General features: G+C 43.0%; 20 protein-coding genes and 1 other annotated feature. Of the genes, 12 read left to right on the forward strand and 8 right to left on the reverse strand.

What is annotated here, in order from left to right; genetic code table 11:
* Positions 1-79 precede the first annotated feature (79 nt).
* Entirely contained in the window at positions 80-1,378 is a 1,299-nt protein-coding gene (locus tag QUF73_24425; protein ID MDM5229260.1) for a DNA polymerase IV, read from the forward strand.
* A gap of 387 nt (positions 1,379-1,765) precedes the next feature.
* Complete coding sequence (gndA, locus tag QUF73_24430) at positions 1,766-3,175, forward strand: NADP-dependent phosphogluconate dehydrogenase (GenBank protein MDM5229261.1); 1,410 nt, start codon at positions 1,766-1,768, stop codon at positions 3,173-3,175.
* A gap of 111 nt (positions 3,176-3,286) precedes the next feature.
* On the opposite strand, the gene zwf is transcribed toward gndA, so the two are convergent.
* The gene (gene zwf, locus QUF73_24435) at positions 3,287-4,789 is read right to left on the reverse strand and encodes a glucose-6-phosphate dehydrogenase (protein ID MDM5229262.1); all 1,503 of its coding nucleotides are present in this window, start codon (positions 4,787-4,789) and stop codon (positions 3,287-3,289) included.
* A gap of 334 nt (positions 4,790-5,123) precedes the next feature.
* On the opposite strand from zwf, the gene rnz reads away from it, so the two are divergent.
* The 3 genes from rnz (at position 5,124) to QUF73_24450 (ending at position 8,416) form a co-directional block, all read left to right on the forward strand.
* Positions 5,124-6,062: a ribonuclease Z gene (gene rnz / locus QUF73_24440; protein ID MDM5229263.1), complete on the forward strand. Its 939-nt coding sequence runs from the start codon at positions 5,124-5,126 to the stop codon at positions 6,060-6,062.
* On the forward strand, positions 6,063-6,608 hold the full coding sequence (locus QUF73_24445; GenBank protein ID MDM5229264.1) for a histidine phosphatase family protein: 546 nt from the start codon (positions 6,063-6,065) through the stop codon (positions 6,606-6,608).
* A gap of 88 nt (positions 6,609-6,696) precedes the next feature.
* Positions 6,697-6,912: a binding site (T-box leader), on the forward strand.
* Positions 6,913-7,078: 166 nt separating this feature from the next.
* Positions 7,079-8,416, forward strand: coding sequence for a sodium-dependent transporter (locus QUF73_24450; GenBank protein ID MDM5229265.1), 1,338 nt, complete (start codon positions 7,079-7,081; stop codon positions 8,414-8,416).
* 42 nt (positions 8,417-8,458) lie between these two features.
* On the opposite strand, the gene namA is transcribed toward QUF73_24450, so the two are convergent.
* From namA to proC, 3 genes are all read right to left on the reverse strand, one after another.
* Complete coding sequence (gene namA / locus QUF73_24455) at positions 8,459-9,478, reverse strand: NADPH dehydrogenase NamA (GenBank protein ID MDM5229266.1); 1,020 nt, start codon at positions 9,476-9,478, stop codon at positions 8,459-8,461.
* A 96-nt stretch (positions 9,479-9,574) separates the two neighbouring features.
* Positions 9,575-10,714 carry a glycosyltransferase family 2 protein gene (locus QUF73_24460; protein ID MDM5229267.1) on the reverse strand — a complete coding sequence of 380 codons (1,140 nt, stop codon included), beginning with the start codon at positions 10,712-10,714 and terminating at the stop codon, positions 9,575-9,577.
* A gap of 71 nt (positions 10,715-10,785) precedes the next feature.
* Positions 10,786-11,616, reverse strand: a complete 831-nt coding sequence (proC, locus tag QUF73_24465; protein MDM5229268.1) for a pyrroline-5-carboxylate reductase — start codon at positions 11,614-11,616, stop codon at positions 10,786-10,788.
* Between the two features lie 680 nt (positions 11,617-12,296).
* Between proC and QUF73_24470 the strand changes: the two genes are divergently transcribed.
* On the forward strand, positions 12,297-13,271 hold the full coding sequence (locus tag QUF73_24470) for an MBL fold metallo-hydrolase (GenBank protein ID MDM5229269.1): 975 nt from the start codon (positions 12,297-12,299) through the stop codon (positions 13,269-13,271).
* A 1-nt stretch (position 13,272) separates the two neighbouring features.
* Positions 13,273-14,067, forward strand: a complete 795-nt coding sequence (locus QUF73_24475) for an SDR family oxidoreductase (protein MDM5229270.1) — start codon at positions 13,273-13,275, stop codon at positions 14,065-14,067.
* A gap of 43 nt (positions 14,068-14,110) precedes the next feature.
* On the opposite strand, the gene QUF73_24480 is transcribed toward QUF73_24475, so the two are convergent.
* Entirely contained in the window at positions 14,111-14,317 is a 207-nt protein-coding gene (locus tag QUF73_24480; protein ID MDM5229271.1) for a YqzH family protein, read from the reverse strand.
* Positions 14,318-14,557: 240 nt separating this feature from the next.
* Between QUF73_24480 and QUF73_24485 the strand changes: the two genes are divergently transcribed.
* From QUF73_24485 to QUF73_24495, 3 genes are all read left to right on the forward strand, one after another.
* Entirely contained in the window at positions 14,558-15,817 is a 1,260-nt protein-coding gene (locus QUF73_24485) for a UV damage repair protein UvrX (GenBank protein ID MDM5229272.1), read from the forward strand.
* Between the two features lie 14 nt (positions 15,818-15,831).
* Positions 15,832-16,167, forward strand: a complete 336-nt coding sequence (locus tag QUF73_24490; GenBank protein ID MDM5229273.1) for a YolD-like family protein — start codon at positions 15,832-15,834, stop codon at positions 16,165-16,167.
* A gap of 80 nt (positions 16,168-16,247) precedes the next feature.
* Complete coding sequence (locus tag QUF73_24495) at positions 16,248-16,406, forward strand: hypothetical protein (protein MDM5229274.1); 159 nt, start codon at positions 16,248-16,250, stop codon at positions 16,404-16,406.
* A gap of 18 nt (positions 16,407-16,424) precedes the next feature.
* Here the strand turns inward: QUF73_24495 and QUF73_24500 are convergent, their stop codons facing one another.
* Positions 16,425-16,643, reverse strand: a complete 219-nt coding sequence (locus tag QUF73_24500; protein ID MDM5229275.1) for a CDGSH iron-sulfur domain-containing protein — start codon at positions 16,641-16,643, stop codon at positions 16,425-16,427.
* Positions 16,644-16,769: 126 nt separating this feature from the next.
* Between QUF73_24500 and QUF73_24505 the strand changes: the two genes are divergently transcribed.
* Together QUF73_24505 and QUF73_24510 are read left to right on the forward strand one after the other, a co-directional pair.
* A complete protein-coding gene (locus QUF73_24505) occupies positions 16,770-17,096 on the forward strand; it encodes an iron-sulfur cluster biosynthesis family protein (GenBank protein MDM5229276.1) in 327 nt (108 codons plus the stop codon).
* Positions 17,097-17,282: 186 nt separating this feature from the next.
* The gene (locus tag QUF73_24510) at positions 17,283-17,819 is read left to right on the forward strand and encodes a hypothetical protein (GenBank protein ID MDM5229277.1); all 537 of its coding nucleotides are present in this window, start codon (positions 17,283-17,285) and stop codon (positions 17,817-17,819) included.
* A 45-nt stretch (positions 17,820-17,864) separates the two neighbouring features.
* Here the strand turns inward: QUF73_24510 and QUF73_24515 are convergent, their stop codons facing one another.
* Together QUF73_24515 and QUF73_24520 are read right to left on the reverse strand one after the other, a co-directional pair.
* A complete protein-coding gene (locus tag QUF73_24515) occupies positions 17,865-18,791 on the reverse strand; it encodes an alpha/beta hydrolase (GenBank protein ID MDM5229278.1) in 927 nt (308 codons plus the stop codon).
* Positions 18,792-18,916: 125 nt separating this feature from the next.
* Positions 18,917-19,048, reverse strand: a complete 132-nt coding sequence (locus QUF73_24520; protein ID MDM5229279.1) for a hypothetical protein — start codon at positions 19,046-19,048, stop codon at positions 18,917-18,919.
* Positions 19,049-19,051 lie beyond the last annotated feature (3 nt).

Below are 19,051 nucleotides of genomic sequence, written 5' to 3' on the forward strand. Positions count from 1 at the left end.
TTATAAAATCCTCCTAATAAAAGAATAGAAAAATTTCTGCTAAAATAGAATTGAATGATTTTGACAGGGAAGTGCCGGCATGAAACAAATGTATCCAAAAAATGGGAAAGTTATCCTCCATGTTGATATGAATAGTTTTTATGCTTCGGTTGAGATGGCTTATGATCCTGCATTAAAAGGCAAGCCTTTAGCGATCGCAGGCAATCCGGAGGAAAGGCGCGGAATAATTGTGACTTGCAGCTATGAGGCAAGGAGCTTCGGCGTAAAAACCACCATGCCTCTATGGGAGGCTAAAAAGCTCTGTCCCCAGCTGATTATTATGAAGCCAAATTTTGAGAGATATCGTGCAGCTTCTATGGGAATGTTTGATATATTGCACGAATATTCCTCCCTTGTTGAACCTGTATCCATTGATGAAGGGTATGTGGACATAACAGACAGCTATGAGTTTGGGAGCCCAATAGAGATTGCTGAGACGATACAGAAGCAGATTTTTCTGCAGCTCGATTTGCCCTGCAGCATCGGTGTTGCTCCCAACAAATTTCTAGCCAAGATGGCTTCTGACATGAAAAAACCAATGGGGATTACCGTTCTCAGAAAAAGAGATGTGCCGCATATTCTATGGCCAATGCAAGTGGAAGAAATGCACGGAGTCGGCAAGAAAACCGGGGAAAAGCTGAGAAATCTCAACATCACCACAATCGGCGAATTGGCAAAAGCCGATGAAATTTTATTAAAAGCAGCCTTGGGCATCAATGGCCCCAGACTGAAACAAAAAGCCAATGGCCAAGATCTTAGAAAAGTCGATCCGGAATCGGCATCTGAATTTAAAAGTGTGGGGAATTCGACTACACTGCCAAGGGATGTTTCAAATCAAAGAGAGCTGCTTCAAGTATTTGAAAAATTGGCTTTACAGGTTTCTTCCAGACTGAAAAGAAAAAAGGTAATGGCGGTTTCTCTGGGAATTACCATTAGGTATAAGGACAGAAAAACCATTACCAGAAGCCGCAAACTGAAGAATCCGATTCAGCAGGATGAAGAAATTTATCAAATGGCAAAAGAGCTTTTTATAAAACATTGGAATGGAAACGCAGTACGGCTGCTGGGCATTACAGGAACAGACCTTGTCGAACCCGAACAGGCGGTTAAACAGCTGGATTTATTCAGTTTTGAAAAAGATGCCAAAAAGGAGCCGTTATTTCAGACAATGGATCTTTTGCGAAAGAAATATGGGGCTAAAATAATCGACAATGCAGGTGCACTTTCGGAAATGAAATTGACCCGCCCCAAAATCGGCACTGATACCAGCTTTAATAAAGATTTTTTGCATAGCAGGCCTGGAAGGGGCAATAAAGAGGAAAAAGATGATATTTCATGAGTTTTTCAGGCGGCTATAAGCTAAACTAAGACAGGAAAGTTGAATAAGAATAGGAATCTTGCTAAAGTATAGTGGATTCTTTTATCGCAGTCTAACGGGCAGTAAGATCCCCATTTTAAGACTAATAGGAATCAATGTAGGATAAGTGGGGATCAAACTGCCCGTAAAGGCCCGAAAAGCAGAACAAAGACTAAGAACGCCACGTCCTGTGGCAACGCCTTTGTGACCCACCTCCTGTGGGCCTCAACTAACAATCAGTGAGGAAAAAGGCATCCCCTCACTGATTGAAGCTTCACTTTATTGGATGATGTTCAAAAAACTCTTAATAAGATCTTCTTTTTGAACAAGCAATTACACGCTTAAAGGCTGGAAGGGAAGTAATAAAAGATGACGAAATCACAATTTGGTGTTATCGGCTTAGCCGTAATGGGCAAAAATCTTGCCATGAATATTGAAAGCAGAGGCTACTCAGTATCCGTTTTTAACCGGTCACGCGAAAAAACGGATGAGATGCTTAAGGAAGTCGAAGGAAGAAATTTTATAGGTACATATACAATTGAGGAGTTTGTTGATTCCCTGGAAAAACCGCGCAAAATCATGCTTATGGTTAAAGCAGGAGGCCCGACAGATGCGACAATTGAGCAGTTAAAGCCTTTATTGGATAAAGGGGATATTTTGATTGATGGCGGAAATACTTTCTTTGTGGACACACAGCGCCGCAATAAGGAATTAAGCGAGCTGGGCATACACTTCATTGGTACTGGTGTATCCGGCGGTGAAGAAGGCGCGTTAAAAGGGCCATCCATTATGCCTGGCGGCCAAAAAGAAGCCTGCGAGCTGGTTGCCCCTATTTTTCAAGATATCGCGGCAAAGGTTAATGGCGAAGCATGCACAACATACATCGGTCCGGACGGGGCAGGCCATTATGTGAAAATGGTCCACAACGGCATTGAATACGGCGATATGCAGCTGATTTCCGAATCTTATTTTCTGTTGAAAAATGTGCTTGGTTTGACTGCTGAAGAGCTTCATGAAGTATTTGCCGATTGGAATAAAGGTGAGCTTGACAGCTATCTAATTGAAATCACGGCTGATATCTTCACGAAAAAAGATGGTGAAACCGGAAAGCCGCTGGTAGATGTCATCCTTGACACAGCAGGCCAAAAGGGAACCGGCAAATGGACAAGCCAAAGTGCGCTTGACCTCGGTGTACCGCTGCCAATCATTACTGAATCTGTTTTTGCCCGATTCATTTCTGCTATGAAAGAAGAGCGTGTCAACGCAAGCAAAGTTCTTCGCGGGCCAGCTGCATCGGAATTCACCGGCGATAAGAAAGCCTTTATCGAGAGTGTCCGCAAAGCCCTTTACATGAGTAAAATCTGCTCATACGCCCAAGGCTTTGCTCAAATGAGAGCAGCATCCGAAGACTATGGATGGGATCTTAAATACGGTGATATTGCAATGATTTTCCGCGGCGGATGCATCATCCGTGCCCAATTCCTTCAAAAAATTAAGGAAGCATATGACCGTGAGCCTGGTTTAAAGAACCTGCTTCTTGATCCGTATTTCAAGGAAATCGTGGAAAGCTACCAGGATGCTACCCGTGAAATTATCAGTACGGCTGTGAAGAACGGCATCCCCGTACCATGCTTCTCTGCTGCGCTGTCCTATTATGACAGCTACCGTACTGAAACTTTGCCTGCAAACCTTCTTCAGGCACAGCGTGACTACTTTGGCGCACACACTTATCAGCGTACAGACAAAGAAGGCATTTTCCATACAAATTGGATGGAGTAATATAAAAAAACAGCGTCCAACAGGCGCTGTTTTTTTATAATTGCAGGAAGCTGGATCATGGCATGTACTAAACGAAAACCCCCTGCCGCGGCAGGGGGTTTCGAAAATTAGTTAACACTGTTCAACATCAAGGTCTGTTACAGGCCACCAGAAGAAACCGTCTTTTTCAAGCAGCTGGTCCGCTTCTTTTGGACCCATTGAACCGGATTTATAATTAGGGAAGCCATCTTCTTTAGTGTTTTCCCATACGTCGGAAATTTTGTCGACAAAGCTCCAGGAAAGGGCCACTTCATCCCAGTGGGTAAAGTTGGTTGCGTCTCCGCGCATGCAATCATATAATAGCCTTTCATAAGCTTCAGGCGTATTCATATCATCGATGCCTTTGTTGGCAAAATTTAATTTTACCGGTGTGGCTTCCATGTTTTGTCCTGATTTTTGGGCATTCAAATATAGGGTAATGCCTTCTTCAGGCTGAATATGGATGACCAGCAGGTTCGGATTCAGCGTTTGCTCAGTCTGATAATATAAGTTCATCGGAATATCCTTGAACTGGATAACAATTTTCGTTGATTTTGCAGCCATTCTTTTTCCAGTACGAATGTAGATTGGCACACCTGCCCAGCGGAAATTGTCAATCATCAGCTTGCCAGCAACATAAGTTTCGGTGTTTGATTGTTCATCCACCATCGGCTCTTCATTGTAAGCTGGGACTTCCTGTCCGTTTAGTTGGCCTTTTCCGTACTGGCCGCGGACAAAGTATTCTTTCACTTGATCGCCTTCAAGCGGACGCATGGCTCTTAAAACCTTCACTTTTTCAGATCTGATCTCATCCGTTGTCAGCCGGATTGGCGGTTCCATTGCCAGGAGTGCAACCATTTGCATCATATGGTTTTGAACCATGTCACGAAGGGCGCCGCTTTTTTCATAGTAACGGCCGCGTTCTTCTACACCCAGTACTTCGCTTGATGTAACCTGGATATTTGAGATGTAGCGATTGTTCCATAAAGGTTCGAAAATGGCATTGGCAAAACGGATAACTTCAATATTTTGCACCATATCTTTCCCTAAGTAGTGATCAATCCGGTAAATTTCATTTTCTGAAAAAGCTTTTCGAATTTGCTTATTAAGCTGTTTCGCTGATTCCAAATCATGACCAAAAGGCTTTTCAATGACAAGGCGCTTAAAGCCATCCACATCCGTCAGGCCATCTGCTTTTAAATGCTCTGCAATGGTTCCGAAAAATTCAGGGGCCATGGCAAGGTAGAAAATGCGGTTGCCTTCAAGGGAATAATGAGCATCCAATTTTTCGGCCATACTCTTTAATGCCAAATAGGAGCTTGAATCCGTCACATCATGCGAATGATAGTAAAAATGAGAAATAAAATCTTCAAGTTCTCCGTTATCTTTAATAGCTGACTCAACAGAGGCTTTGACACTTGCCTGAAACTCATCATTCGAGAGCGGCCTTCTGGCAATCCCGACTACCGCGAAACGTTCAGACAGCCTGCCTTTTTTGTACAAGCGGTAAAGTGAGGGAAACAATTTTCTTTTTGCCAAATCCCCCGTTGCCCCAAATATCATTATTAATGCGGTCGGTTTTTCGTTTGATTTCACGATTCTAGAACCTCTTTTCGACAAAATTTCTGTATGTAAGGCTGGACTGACATTTGTCACCCCGCAGCTTGAGTAAAAGCTGTTATATTGCATTCTAAAAAACGTCTGTACAAGTATAAAATTGTATCTGTTTAAAGCTATTTTCGCAAATATTAAGTTTGCCCTTTTTAAACATAGTTTCTTTCTAAAGGCCAGGAACTATCCTGTCAAATAAAACAAAATACAATTGTTTTAGAATGATTTCCGCGGCTGCTGTGGTATATTGTATATATTCGAACTGGCAAGGCCTGGCAGATTTTTAATCCGAACTGCGGGAAAGGAGGTTGTTTTTTCAATGGATGTTTTTTTCTTGGGAACGGGTGCGGGAATTCCAGCCAAGCTGAGGAATGTATCTTCTATGGCTTTAAAGCTCCTTGATGAAAGAGGGAGCATTTGGCTTTTTGACTGTGGGGAGGCTACTCAGCACCAAATACTGCATACAAGCATTAAACCGAGGAGAATTGAAAAAATTTTTATTACCCATCTTCATGGAGATCATATTTATGGTCTGCCCGGATTGCTCTCGAGCCGCTCTTTTCAGGGTGGTGATACTGAGGTGACTCTCTACGGGCCAAAAGGGCTGAAAGAATATATTGAAGTCTCGCTCTCTGTCAGCGGCACATACCTTAAATACCCTTTGAAAGTTGCTGAAATCAGTGATGGCACTGTATTGGATGAAAAAGACTTTAAGGTGGAAGCGCGCTTGCTCGAGCACGGGATTCCTTCATATGGCTACCGGGTTACTGAAAAGGAACGTCCGGGAACATTGCTCGCGGATAAGCTTGCTGAAGCGGGAATCAAACCGGGTCCAATATATAAGAAAATAAAAAATGGCGAAAACATAGAGCTTGAGAATGGGAGTATTCTGGAAGCAAAGAACTTTCTGGGCCCTGCTCAAAAGGGAAGAATTGTCACAGTGCTGGGAGATACCAGAATCTGCGATGCGGCAATAGAATTAGCGTCTCATGCTGATCTATTAATTCATGAGGCAACCTTCTCGCAAGGGGAAGAAAAGCTTGCATACGATTATTTTCATTCGACAACCCTGCAGGCTGCCAAAGTTGCGTGCAAGGCGAATGCAAGGAAACTTTGCCTGAATCATATCAGTTCACGATATGAACGCCAGGATTGGGAACAGCTTGTGAAGGAATCACAGACAATTTTCCCCAATACGGTAATTGCTGAAGACTTTAAAGAAATTCATATACCGCTTGATAAAGGAGAGGAGAATTAATTGAAAACTTTCTATATCGTGCGCCATGCAAAGGCTGAGGGCCAGCCTTTCTCCGCCAAATTGACAGAAAGCGGAAGGGAACAGGCATTAAAACTAATTGATTTCTTTAAAGGCAAGGAAATTAATCGCATATACTCAAGCCCTTTTGTGCGGGCGATTGAAACTATCCGGCCGCTTGCACAGTCGAGAAATCTTGAGATTGTTGAGGAAAGCCGTTTGGGGGAAAGGGTGCTAAGCTCCTTTCTTTTTGATGATTGGCAGGAGAAGCTTAAACAGAGCTTTTCCAATTTTGATCTGGTTTTCGAAGGGGGAGAATCCCATTCGTCAGGTATGGAACGAGCTGCTTCCCTGCTGGATGAATTAATTGCTTCTAATGAAAATCATTTCGTTCTGGTCAGCCATGGCAATTTATCCACTTTGCTGCTGCGCTATTTCGATGAAAGTGCAGGCTTTGAGCATCTTATGAAGATGAGCAACCCGGATGTTTTCGAAATTAAGGCAGATAGTGAGGGTGCGGTTTGGAGGCGGATTTGGAACGAAAAGTAATGTCTGGAAAAATTGAATTTTTCAAATTTGGCATTGACGGTTTCCTGCAGGCATAATATAATCACATTTATACTTTAAAACATTATATTAAAAAGCTATGAAGAGACTCTATTAAGTCTTATCTCCCTGTTTATAGAGAGCCAGTGGATGGTGGAAACTGGCACAAAGATAAGATGAATTTCATCTTGGAGCTTTTCTTTTCTGCACTATAGCAGGGAAGACGGTTAATCCGTTATATTTCGAGTGGAAAGTCACATGCTTTCAAAAAGGGTGGTACCGCGTGAATCTGATTCGCGTCCCTTTTGAAATATGTGGCTTTTTTGTTTTTTTGGAAAAGTATCTTAAAATGGAAATCTGGCCGGTTTCTATTAAGAAAAGCTCCAGGTACCCGCTTATCAGCGCCTGGAGCTAGACAGTTATTGAATTTCAGAACTTTACACTTTCTTATTTTAAAATTATGGAGGTACGGCATGCAGCAAAATGAGCAATGGTCATCGAAGATTGGATTTATTTTAGCCTCGGCCGGTTCGGCAATCGGACTTGGAGCTATCTGGAAGCTTCCGTATGTGACAGGAACAAGCGGCGGCGGAGCATTTATATTATTATTTCTGCTATTTTCCCTATTAATTGGTTTTCCGCTTTTGCTGGCTGAGTTTGTGATCGGCCGCAGCACGGGGAAAGAGGCAATTTCGGCATACAAGGATATTGCTCCGGGAACTAAATGGCACTGGATTGGCTACCTTGGCGTATTTACCTGTTTTCTGCTTTTATCGTTTTATAGTGTGATAGGCGGGTGGATTCTGAAGTACATTGTTTACGGGGTTACCGGTTCTATGAATGGAGCCGGCAATTACGAAGAGCTATTTGGCGCATCGGTGTCAGACTCTGTGTCTGTTGTAGCGGCACAAGGGATCTTTTTATTCATAACTGTTTTAGTGGTGGCTAAGGGCATCCAGAAGGGTATCGAGCAGGTCAGCAAAATTATGATGCCGGCTTTGTTCGTTTTATTTATTATCTTGATTGCACGATCTCTAACACTGGATAATGCCATGGAAGGCGTCTCATTCTTTTTAAAGCCTGATTTTTCAAATTTAACATCTGAAACTGTCCTTTATGCGATGGGTCAATCGTTTTTCTCTCTAAGTGTCGGGGTATCGGTTATGGTAACGTACAGCTCTTATCTATCTAAGAATGAAAATTTGATGCAGCCTGCCTTTTCAGTTGTCGGAATGAATTTATTTATTTCGATTCTTGCTGGTTTGGCTATTTTCCCGGCCGTTTTCTCACTGGGATTTGAGCCTGCTGCAGGTCCTGGTTTATTGTTCATTGTTCTGCCATCTGTTTTTGATCAGATATTGTTCGGACGAGTGTTCTTGCTCTTATTCCTTGCACTGTTTCTATTTGCAACCCTAACTTCCGCGTTTTCAATGCTCGAGATTGTGGTGGCTGCTCTGACGAATAAGAAGGGCAGGGGCAGAAACCGTGCAGCCTGGCTGACAGGATTTGCAATCTTTATCGTGGGAGTCCCATCGGCACTTTCCTTCAGCAGCCTATCAGATATTTCAATTTTCGGCAAAACGATTTTCGACAGTGCCGATTTTCTTGTCAGCAATGTATTAATGCCGATAGGGGCGCTGTTCATTTCTATTTTTGTTTCATACAAAATGAAGAAAGACCTGCTGAGAAATGAATTGATTCAAGGTTCAAAATCGCTGAATGGGATTTTTTCCGCGTGGTATTTCCTTTTGCGTTATGTGGTGCCTTTGGTTATCATCATTGTATTCCTTGATTCACTGCAGATTATTTAACAGAAAAGGGATGGTGGTTCACCATCCCTTTTCTGTTATAAATTAAATCCACCCGCGTTCATATTGCTTAGGAGGTTCGATTGAGGCGCCAAGTTCTTTTGCTGCCGTACGAGGCCAGTAAGGATCTCTCAGCAATTCCCTCGCAATGAAGATTAAATCTGCCCGTCCGTTTTGCAGAATTTCTTCTGCCTGCAGGCCGGATGTAATCAGCCCGACTGCACCAGTCTGAATATTGGCACCTTCTTTAATGGTTTCAGAGAATTTGACCTGGTAGCCCGGGTAGCTATTTATTCTAGCTGGCACTACTGCTCCGGAACTTACGTCAATAAGATCCACTCCCTGCTCCTTCATCCATTTGCCCATTTCTGCATAATCCTCTGCAGTTAACCCTTCATCATGATAATCATGTGCTGATACTCTAACAAATAAAGGCCCATCCCAAACGGTTTTAACTGCTTCAATGACTTCACGGAGGAAACGGTAGCGGTTTTCGGCTGATCCCCCATACTCATCACTTCGCTTATTGCTTAGCGGTGAAAGAAACTCATTAATCAGGTAGCCGTGTGCCGCATGGATTTCAATTACTTCAAAGCCGGCTTTTTTCGCTCTTTCAGCACCTCTTTTGAATGCCTCCACAGTTTCAGACACTTCTTCTTTTGTCATTTCTTTAGGTGATTTCATTTTTTCATTAAAAGCAATAGCTGATGGAGCGAGAATTTCCCCTTCGACAGTCGCTTTTCTGCCTGCATGTGCAAGCTGTATTCCGGCTGATGCCCCGTGTTCTTTCATTAGCCCGGTTAATTCTCTCAGGCCTGCGATATGGTCATCGCTCCATATTCCCAGATCCTGCGGAGAAATACGTCCCTGCGGAGTTACAGCAGTTGCCTCCAGGATGATTAATCCTACCTGGCCAACAGCCCGGCTAGTATAATGGGTCCGGTGCCAGTTTTCAACCATGCCGTCTTCATTGTGGCTTGAGTACATGCACATCGGTGCCATAACAATTCTGTTTTTAAAGGTGATTCCTTTAATCGTTAAAGGGGAAAAAAGCTTTGTTTCCATAATCAATGCCTCCTTATTTCGCTATCCTAAATATTAAGTATATCAGGCGATTCCGCAAATGAAAAAGAGATGCACTTGGGAAGGTGTTCGCTTACTTCAGCGCTTATTCCTCAGATCGCTTAATTTATATAATGTACCTCTCCAGACTATACCGCCCCGTACAAAGGTTAGAATGCTGGCACGGAGTATGGAATAAATAAACAGTAAAGCTGTAATTGGAAATACAACAAACAGAAGCGGAGAGAATTTGGACATTCTTTTTGTAATGATTGTATAAACACCTGCTAAAAAAATGATGTTTGCAAGGCTTAAACTGAAAGTAACTTTTTCTGCTGAAAAAATTGTGATAAAGGGAAGCACCTGAGAAATGAATGTGCCGGCAATTGCAAACAGAACCATGCTTACCCGGTAATGAAGGCCTGCAAAAGTATTTTTCTCCAATCCTTTGAAGGCTTCTTTTAAGCTTTCATACCATTCAACTTCAATCAGGTCCATCGCCGTTGCAAATTTCTGTTTGAGGCCATTTTGTTTCATTCTCATTCCAAGCATTAAATCATCATCAGGCCGCATTTTTATTACTTTATGTGTTCCAATTGCTTCATAGGATTGCCTGGATACCATGTTAAATGCCCCAATGCCAATGCCGGTTTTGGAACGTGGATTGTTCGCCAGCCAGGGGCGTTTATAATAGGAAAAGCCGAAAAGAAAAAAAGCAATGAACGTGTTGAGCCAGAAACTCCTTCCCTTTAAGCTTGGTGCTGCTGTCAAATGGTCAAGCTTATTTTTTGTAAAATCATGAACCGCTTTGCCGATGGCATCCTTTTTAAATAAAACATCAGCATCTGTGAATAAAATTAATTCCCCAGATGATTCCATATATCCTTTATAAAGGGCGTGGTTTTTTCCTAGCCATCCACTAGGGAGGGACCCAATATGAATACACTTAACCCTTGAATCACTCTTCTGGAGGCGGTCCATGATGCTTCCTGTGCTGTCGGTTGAACGGTCATTGACCAATATCCATTCAATGCGTTTGTAGCTTTGCTGCAGCTGGGTTTTTAAGCTTTCCGCAAGCTTGGCTTCTTCATTCCTTGCCGCTGTTATAACAGAAAGAAGGGGGCCTTCAGTCATCGTATCGCTATCTTCAAGGCGGTCCAGGCTTTTTAGTCCCAGAGCGGCATCAATTAGTACTGCGATCCATACAAGGAGGCTTGCGCTTAATAGAATAATGAGCATTTGCAGGTTTCTCATCCTTTTTTCATAGTTTGCAATAAGAAGACGTATCTACAGGGGGGAGATGCCCCCAGCTAAATTTTCACTGTGCTGCTGAAGCTTTGGCCAAGCCGCCTGGATTGGGCTGTCGCTTCCTTGATGCATTCAATAAAGGCTTCCTGCACCCCGTTCGCTTCAAGCACTTTTACACCTGCTTCGGTGGTGCCGCCGGGGCTTGTTACTTCCTTCCTAAGCTGCTGAGGGTCCTTGGCTGACCTGGCCAGCATTTCGGCTGCCCCGATTAGGGTCTGAATGATGAATTCTTTCGCCATTTCCTTTTCGAGCCCGATTTCTTCCGCGCTTTTTTCCATAGCTTCCGCAAGATAGTAAATATATGCCGGTCCGCTGCCTGACAGGCCTGTAACAGCATCCAGCTGTCTTTCCTCTACAAACGCTGACTTTCCCACTGTATCAAAAATGCCTCTTACTGCTTCCATCTGTTCTTTGGTCACTCTTTCATTAGCCGATAAGGCGCTCGCTGACTTTCCGACGGCTGCCGATGTATTCGGCATGGCTCGCACGACTGGCAGCTTTTTTTCCGCCAAACGTTCAATGCTTTCGATTGAAACGCCAGCCAGAACGGAAATGATCAGCATATCTTCCTGTAAATAAGGTTTTATGAGAGTGATGGCATCCGCTGCATCTTTTGGCTTCATCGCTAAAATAACAGTTTCAGCCCCCCTGAACAGTTCACTGAGATTATAAGTTGCCTGAACGCCATAGGCTTTTTGCATGGATTGCAGCTTTTCCCTGCTGCATTTGTTTGTCACCCAAATATTGCTGCCGGTAATGAGCCGGCTTTCAATCATTCCTGATATTAACGCTTCTGCCATTGATCCTGCTCCCACAATAGCTAATTTTTTCATTTGCTGTTATTCCTCCTTTATTGTTCCAAAATGCCGGCTGACTAAAATAAAAAAAGCCTTTCCATCCTGTAAAGGACGAAAAGACTATGCTTCCGCGGTACCACCTTCATTGCCTTTTCCTTCTTAGTGCAGCATGCCTGCTGCAGCCGCTGTCTTTTGAAAAGGCATCTCGATCCCGATAACGCCGGGGGTGCGTTTAGGTTTTCCTAACAGCTCATAAGGCAGGTTCAATGGTCAAGTGGACGGTGAAGCCTTTCAGCCGCTGAGCTTCACTCTCTTTCGCCGTTTTCCATTTACTAATCTTATTCATCGCTATTTTTCTGCTGTCCAATATTGCAGCTTTGGTCTGTTAAATCAAATTTTAATTGTGATTATGCAAGAAGACACGCTTATTTGTCAAGCGGTATTTTCCAATAAAATATTAATAATACGCAAAAGTTATGTGAAAATAATGACAATTGATAAAAAGAACGGTACACTTATTTTTATATATGAAGATTTCTAAATTACGTTATGGAATTTCGGTAATTTGTACGCATGGCAAATGCTGATATTTTAAGGGTGAAACAGGTTGGCTTATCTAAAGGGCATATGGACTGTATGACTTGGCTGGCCTGCGGAAGTATAAAAAAAACAGCTTTATTTTATTTAAATATAGTGATTTTAGGGGGATTGTTAAAATGGCAAAATGGAAGGATGGAATTGCAAAACTTGTTATCCCGACACCTTTTCCTGTCGGCGACGTTAATGTATATGCAGTAAAAGGGGAAAAGCTGACTCTTGTGGATGCCGGCCCTAAAACGGACGAAGCATGGGAAGCCTTAAAATCCCAGCTTAAAGAGCTGAATTTAACTCCCGGTGATTTTGAACAGGTTGTCCTCACACATCATCATCCCGATCATGCCGGGCTGCTTGACTTTTTTCCTGACAATCTCGATGTGTTCGGGCACCGGGTTAACAAAAGGTGGCTGTCCCGGACGGACCAATTTCTAAAATTTCATGATGAATTTTACATAAAACTGTTCAGCGAATTTGGGATTCCTGAAAGTTATATTTCTTTTATAAATAAGATGAAAAAGACTTTGCGCTATTCCTGCAATCGTACCCTGACGGGCGAGCTGGAGGAAGGCAGCCAGCCTGAAGGGCTGGACGATTGGACGGTAATGGAGACACCTGGGCATGCACAGAGCCATATAGGTTTGTTCAGGGAGAAAGATGGTGTATTCCTTGGAGGAGACCATTTGCTTGCACATATTTCTCCTAATCCCATCCTGGAGCCTCCGCTTCCCGGCAATACGGAACGGCCAAAGCCCCAGCTTCAGTATAACGAGTCGCTGAAAAAGCTGCGGCTGCTGCCAATATCCCTTTTTTACTCTGGACATGGAGAGGATATTACAAATGTCAATGAGTTAATAAACGAAAGGCTTGGCCGCCAGCATGAGCGGGCAATGAAAGTAAAGGCATGGCTCGAGTCCGAATCGCTCACTGTTTTTGAAGTGTGCCGCCGCCTTTTTCCGAAAGTTTATGAGAAGGAGCTTTCCCTGACGATTTCCGAAACGGTTGCCCAGCTTGACTATTTGCATTCGATAGGAGAGATTTATATAAATAAAGAGGAGGAAGCATTCTTGTATTCCGCATCAAAAGAGGTGGTTTGATTTGTCAGACAGATTAAAGAATAAAAATGTGATTATCACAGGCGCATCTGGAGGGATTGGGGCCCAAATGGCTGTCCTTTGTGCCGAGAGGGGAGCAAACCTTGTCCTTCTTGCCCGCAGCCTTGACAAATTGCAGGAACTGCAGGCAGATTTGCTGAGGCGTTTTTCAGTGGATGTTTACATACATAAACTCGATGTTTCGGACACTGACCAGGTCTCGGCTGTTTTTACCGAGGTACTTGCCCGGTTTGATCACATAGATGTTCTTGTGAATAATGCCGGGTTCGGAGTTTTCCGGGAAGCGCATGAAGCAAAAGTTGAAGAAATAAAGGGAATGTTTGATGTAAATGTAGTTGGTTTAATGGCTTGCACCAGCATGGTGCTGCCGGTGATGAGGAAACAGAGGAGCGGCCATATTATCAACATCGCCTCACAGGCGGGCAAAATTGCCACACCGAAATCCAGTGTCTATTCCGCAACCAAGCATGCCGTTCTTGGCTATACAAACAGCCTTCGGATGGAACTTGACGACAGCAATGTGTTTGTGACCGCAGTTAATCCCGGACCGATTGAGACAAACTTCTTCAATATTGCCGATGAAAAAGGCACATATGTGAAAAATGTCAGCAAGTATATGCTTAAGCCCGAATATGTGGCACTCAAGGTAGTCAATGCAATGCTCCGGCCAGTCAGGGAAATCAATCTTCCGCGGTGGATGAATGCGGGAAGCATTGTCTATTCTCTTTTTCCAGGCTTGTTCGAAAAAATTGGAAAACGTGCATTCAATCAGAAATGAAAATGCAGCTGCAGCAAAATCGCTGCGGCTGTTTTTTCATTCTTTAAAAATAAGGTGATCCCGTTATATACCCGTACACCACATCATTTACTATTTCATGCACCTCACTGTCTGCTTCTTTATTTTTCTCCTCTATGACTTTATTGAATATCTCCGCAAATTCCCTGCTCTCAAACGAAATGGAATGGCTGTCCTCGTTATATTGCTTTAAACAGTTTTGAACCATTTTATATATCAGTTTTTTGTTCATTATTTTTGCACCTCATGCTGATTATACTGGTTTCTGGTAATATCGGCACCTGGCAAAAGAACCTGTTTTAAGAAAAAACGCGTAAAATTTCCATTGAAACCGAACGCATATTCGCTTAATATAATGGGTATACATATATAGAACAGATGTTCTTGTTTATTTTCTATTGGATTCAGGAGCTGCCGTCGAGCATAAGCAGGTACGGCGCCTTGCGCTTTTCTGAAGGAGGATGTCGAAGTCATGGTTGATTACAGCGCAATGCCGAATAATCAAATTTTGTGTGTTGATATGAAGAGCTTTTATGCAAGCTGTTCTGCTGTCATGCTTGGTCTGGATCCTCTTGATTGCTATCTTGTGATTGCCGGGAATGTGGAACGGAAAGGCAGCGTTGTTCTGGCTGCCTCTCCGCGAATGAAAAAAGAGTTTGGGATAAAGACAGGGGCCCGCCTTTTTGAGGTTCCTAATGACCCGCGCATTAGAATTGAGGAGCCGAAAATGGCGACTTATTTAAGAATCTCCACTGAAATCACCAGGGTGTTTAACCGTTATGTCCCCAAGGAAGCCATCCATACCTACAGTGTCGATGAAAGTTTTATAAAAGTAGACGGCGCAGTGCATCTCTGGGGTGATGCCCGGACAATTGCCTGGAAAATAAAAGATGATATTGAACGGGAATTTCAGCTCCCCTGTGCCATAGGAATAGGGCCTAATTTGCTTATGTCAAAGCTCTGCCTGGATCTTGAGGCGAAAAAAAAGGGAGTTGCTGAATGGACGTATGAAGATGTGAAAACAAAGCTGTGGAATGTATCCCCCTTAAGGGAAATGTGGGGCATCGGCCGCCGTGTTGAAAAGACATTGAATGGAATGGGGATCTTTACAGTCGGACAGCTTGCCCGCTATGATCTGGCTAAGCTTGAAAAAAAGTTTGGGATTATGGGCAATCAGCTCTATCACCATGCATGGGGTATTGATCTGTCGGAAATAGGGGCACCGATCATGGAAGGGCAGATCAGCTTTGGGAAAAGCCAGATTTTACTGAGGGATTACAAAGAGGAAAAGGAAATTAAGCATGTGGTCCTTGAGATGTGTGAGGAAGTGGCAAGAAGGGCCCGCAGCCACCGCAAAGCCGGCAGGACTATAAGCTTTGGCCTGGGCTACAGCCAGGATGAATTCGGAGGAGGCTTTTACCGCTCAAGGACAGTTGACCAGCCAACCAATATTACGATGGATCTTTATCGCGTCTGCCTCGAGCTTTTTGACGAGAATTATGAGGGCAAAACAGTGCGTCAGATTTCCATTTCCCTCGGCAATATTACGGATGACTGCGAAATGCAGCTGAGTCTGTTCGATTTGGATGGCTGGAAAAAAAGGGAGCTCGGCTACACAGTGGACCGGATCCGCTCCAAGTTTGGAGGAGGAGCTCTGCTGAGAGCCGTCTCTTATACAAGCGCAGGAACCGCCAAGCACCGTGCGACATTGGTTGGCGGCCATAAAATGTAAAAGGGGGTCAGCTTATGATTCGCGATCGGGGCAGAATAAAATGGACTTCTATGATGCTGCCGGAACATGTAAAGCTCTTAAGAGACTGGGCAGAGGAAGATACGTACGAGCAAAAGCGGGAATTGGATCAGCAGAAATTTGAATATATGGATGAAGTTCTTTCGGAGGCAATGGAATTTCAAAAAAGCGTTACACTTACTCATTACAGAGGCAGAAATTATGAACTGGTCATCGGGAGCATCCATTATTGGGATGAACTTGGCCAAAAGCTTCATATTGTTGATCGATTTGGGGAAATTCACCGTATTTCCATTAACGCTATAGCGGATGCGCGGTTCACGGAAGAATAGAGCTGTCTGAACTGGATGAATTTAAAACGGGTAGTTTTTGGGCGTGGGAAGCAACTTAACAGCAGGGAGGTGTATGAAATATGCCTAGAGGAAAAGAACTGGAACAGCTGCCGATGGCCAATATCGCACCAGGGGCCGGAGAAGACAGTACGGACAGGGACCGGGAACTGCTTCAGGGTATTGTACAGGATGAAAGAGCAACACCCGCAAGAATAAAAAATGAAAAAAAACGGGGATGACTGTCCCCGTTTTCCCCCTTATTGCTTGTCATCGAGAGCTTCCTTCGCACGGACACAGGATTGGAAAGTTCCTTTATGAGTGCCATCACAAAATGGAATTTTCGAGGATCTTCCGCAGCGGCAAAGGGAAAAGGTTTGTTTTGTTTCGAATTTATTGCCATCCATATCAATTAACTCTACATCACCTGTTACACGAAACGATCCATTATCCATTACTTTAATCTGCACCTTTGACATATCCAATCATCCTTTCACAAAATCATTTTTAGTTTGGTGGCTGAATAAGCAACTGTCTCTCTCAGAAGCATGTTATTCCTATCTGTGTTAAAATACAGCATATGCAAAGGGGAGGTAGTTTTAAACATGGAAATTGCATTAACTGAATTGGCGGCAGAAAAATTATCCGAACGGATTGCCGGCAAAGATGGATTCATAAAACTAAAGTATGATATAGATGGCTGCGGCTGTGTAGTAAGCGGGGTAACGGCTCTCTGGCTTGTTAATGACCTGGATGAAGATGACAGGGAAATTAAAACGAACACTGGCAGCATATATGTGGAAAAATCAAAGGAAGTATTTTTGGATGACGATTTAACAATAGACTTTTCAGTGAAAGCAAATTGCTTTCAGTTAAAAAGCCCGAATCAGTATTTAAACCCGAGAATGAGCTTTATTGATAAAACAAAATAATGATGTAGCAGGCGGCCGCTGTAGGAGGCGGTCTTTTTTAATTGGCTGCATAGGTAAAAATACCCTTCCAAAATTCTGGAAAATAAGGTTTTAATATATTAGTAAAAGGTTACAGGCTAAATAGAATAACAAAACAAAGATGTTTGTCATTATTGGTGAAGAGAGTGCTGATTGGGGGAGATTCGAATGAAGCAGAAGTTATTTTTGCTGGCGGCAGCTTTCCTGATTTTGTCAGGGTGCAGTACAGCAACAATGGGACAGGCGATTGATGATGGAATTCCATTCAATGTAAAAGAAATCTTACATAAAGAAAAAGTAAAAGATGGAGTCATACTGCTGTATTTAACGCAGCAGAATGATGGACAAAACGAGGTCGAGGCCATGGCGGCTGCCTATTTGAAGGGCAGTGACAAAAAAGGCTGGAAAAATGAAGGCCATAACCATTGGGAATATTATAAGAATGAACATATGACTGTTTATACAGATACTTTTTATGATTACGATAAGGAAGGTAAATTAGAAAACAAATTACCGATTATTTTTGGTGAGATTCAGAACGGGGATATAAAAAAAGTAGAGGTAGCCGGCAAGGAAGAGAAATTTGAAGAAGCGGCTATTATTAAAAAAGAAAACAAACGCTATTATTTTAAAATGGGAGATTTTCATACTGCAAGAGGCCTGTCGGCAGAGGGCAAGGAAATCATAAAGAAAAAGAAAAATTAGAGGATCCTATATGAAGCAGCTGGCTCACATTGAAGCCAGCTGTTTCTATTGTGATAAAGTATCTTTGCTGTTGACATACTGATCCAAAAACTCGTCGATGACTTTTTCATAATCTTCTCTGTTTTCATTGAAGGATTGGGCATGGATCCCATTGACAGCAAGGTAAAGCTGTTTAGGGCCTTTTTTCTTCTCGTATAAAGCCTCGGACATGGTCGGCAAAATAAAATCATCTTTTTCACTGTGTATGAACAGGATGGGTTGCTTTATATTTTCAATAACGGAAATGGGCGATACATCTGCGATGGAGTATTTCTCACGCATCCGCAGAAATAGATCGGCAACAGGCAAAAAGAACTTTGGCGACAGCTTCATTTCTGCTTTCAGACGGTAAGCCAGCTGCTCTTTAAAGTCTGAAAAAGGGCAATCGGCGATGTAAAAGTCGGCCCCGTCTTCGAGCATTCCCGCATAGAGGAGCATTGTAGCAGCTCCCATGCTTTCGCCATGAATGCCAATCTGAATATTTGGCCCTTTTTCCGCTTTAAGCCAATCAATAATTGCTTTTAAATCAAACTTTTCATAATGCCCGTAACTTGTGGTTCTTCCTCCGGATTCTCCGTGGCGGCGATGATCATAGATAACCGCATTAAATCCCCGGTCCAAAAAGAGGTTCATATATTTAATCGAGTTCATTTTATTTTCCGTAACCCCGTGGGAAATAACAATATAGCGACTATTTTTATGCGGTTCGACAGCCACGGCTTTTAAGTTATAGCCAAATGGGGAGGGAATAAGCACTTCTCTTTTTGGCAGGCTTTCATACTTGATAAGATCAAGTCTGCCGGACTCCTTCTCCCTTTCTAAAATAAAGTCATCTTCCTTCTTTTTCATAAACATGAGCCTATTTGTAAAATAGACGCCGAGTGATAAAAGAAAGAGTACGATGGAAAATAAATAACGTAAAAACCTTCTCAAACCCATCCCTCCATCTTTTTTTCTTTATTTTACCATTCTGGATAAAATTAAAACAGAGATGTGAGCCGGGACATGCTGAATTTCATGAAGGACTCTCAGCATGAAAAAAGCCGCTTTGCGGCGGCTTATTGCTTTGCGTTTTGTCTTTTAGTTGGATGAATCGCCTTTTCTAATTCTTCGGCAGCAATCGTCTGGTTTACTGTATCGGAATTCGGCTTCCCCTTCTGGCTATATCCTTTATCGCGTTTTGGGCTCATTGG

Source organism: Cytobacillus sp. NJ13 (genome assembly GCA_030348385.1).
Classification (GTDB): Bacteria; Bacillota; Bacilli; order Bacillales; family Cytobacillaceae; genus Cytobacillus.

What these genes read in the sequence shown, in the direction of transcription:
- QUF73_24425 (MDM5229260.1), top strand. Translation starts at nt 80, where the DNA reads ATGAAACAAATGTATCCAAAAAATGGGAAAGTTATCCTCCATGTTGAT.
- gndA (MDM5229261.1), top strand. Translation starts at nt 1,766, where the DNA reads ATGACGAAATCACAATTTGGTGTTATCGGCTTAGCCGTAATGGGCAAA.
- rnz (MDM5229263.1), top strand. Translation starts at nt 5,124, where the DNA reads ATGGATGTTTTTTTCTTGGGAACGGGTGCGGGAATTCCAGCCAAGCTG.
- QUF73_24450 (MDM5229265.1), top strand. Translation starts at nt 7,079, where the DNA reads ATGCAGCAAAATGAGCAATGGTCATCGAAGATTGGATTTATTTTAGCC.
- namA (MDM5229266.1), bottom strand. Translation starts at nt 9,478, where the DNA reads ATGGAAACAAAGCTTTTTTCCCCTTTAACGATTAAAGGAATCACCTTT.
- QUF73_24460 (MDM5229267.1), bottom strand. Translation starts at nt 10,714, where the DNA reads ATGCTCATTATTCTATTAAGCGCAAGCCTCCTTGTATGGATCGCAGTA.
- proC (MDM5229268.1), bottom strand. Translation starts at nt 11,616, where the DNA reads ATGAAAAAATTAGCTATTGTGGGAGCAGGATCAATGGCAGAAGCGTTA.
- QUF73_24470 (MDM5229269.1), top strand. Translation starts at nt 12,297, where the DNA reads ATGGCAAAATGGAAGGATGGAATTGCAAAACTTGTTATCCCGACACCT.
- QUF73_24480 (MDM5229271.1), bottom strand. Translation starts at nt 14,317, where the DNA reads ATGAACAAAAAACTGATATATAAAATGGTTCAAAACTGTTTAAAGCAA.
- QUF73_24485 (MDM5229272.1), top strand. Translation starts at nt 14,558, where the DNA reads ATGGTTGATTACAGCGCAATGCCGAATAATCAAATTTTGTGTGTTGAT.
- QUF73_24490 (MDM5229273.1), top strand. Translation starts at nt 15,832, where the DNA reads ATGATTCGCGATCGGGGCAGAATAAAATGGACTTCTATGATGCTGCCG.
- QUF73_24495 (MDM5229274.1), top strand. Translation starts at nt 16,248, where the DNA reads ATGCCTAGAGGAAAAGAACTGGAACAGCTGCCGATGGCCAATATCGCA.
- QUF73_24500 (MDM5229275.1), bottom strand. Translation starts at nt 16,643, where the DNA reads ATGTCAAAGGTGCAGATTAAAGTAATGGATAATGGATCGTTTCGTGTA.
- QUF73_24505 (MDM5229276.1), top strand. Translation starts at nt 16,770, where the DNA reads ATGGAAATTGCATTAACTGAATTGGCGGCAGAAAAATTATCCGAACGG.
- QUF73_24510 (MDM5229277.1), top strand. Translation starts at nt 17,283, where the DNA reads ATGAAGCAGAAGTTATTTTTGCTGGCGGCAGCTTTCCTGATTTTGTCA.
- QUF73_24520 (MDM5229279.1), bottom strand. Translation starts at nt 19,048, where the DNA reads ATGAGCCCAAAACGCGATAAAGGATATAGCCAGAAGGGGAAGCCGAAT.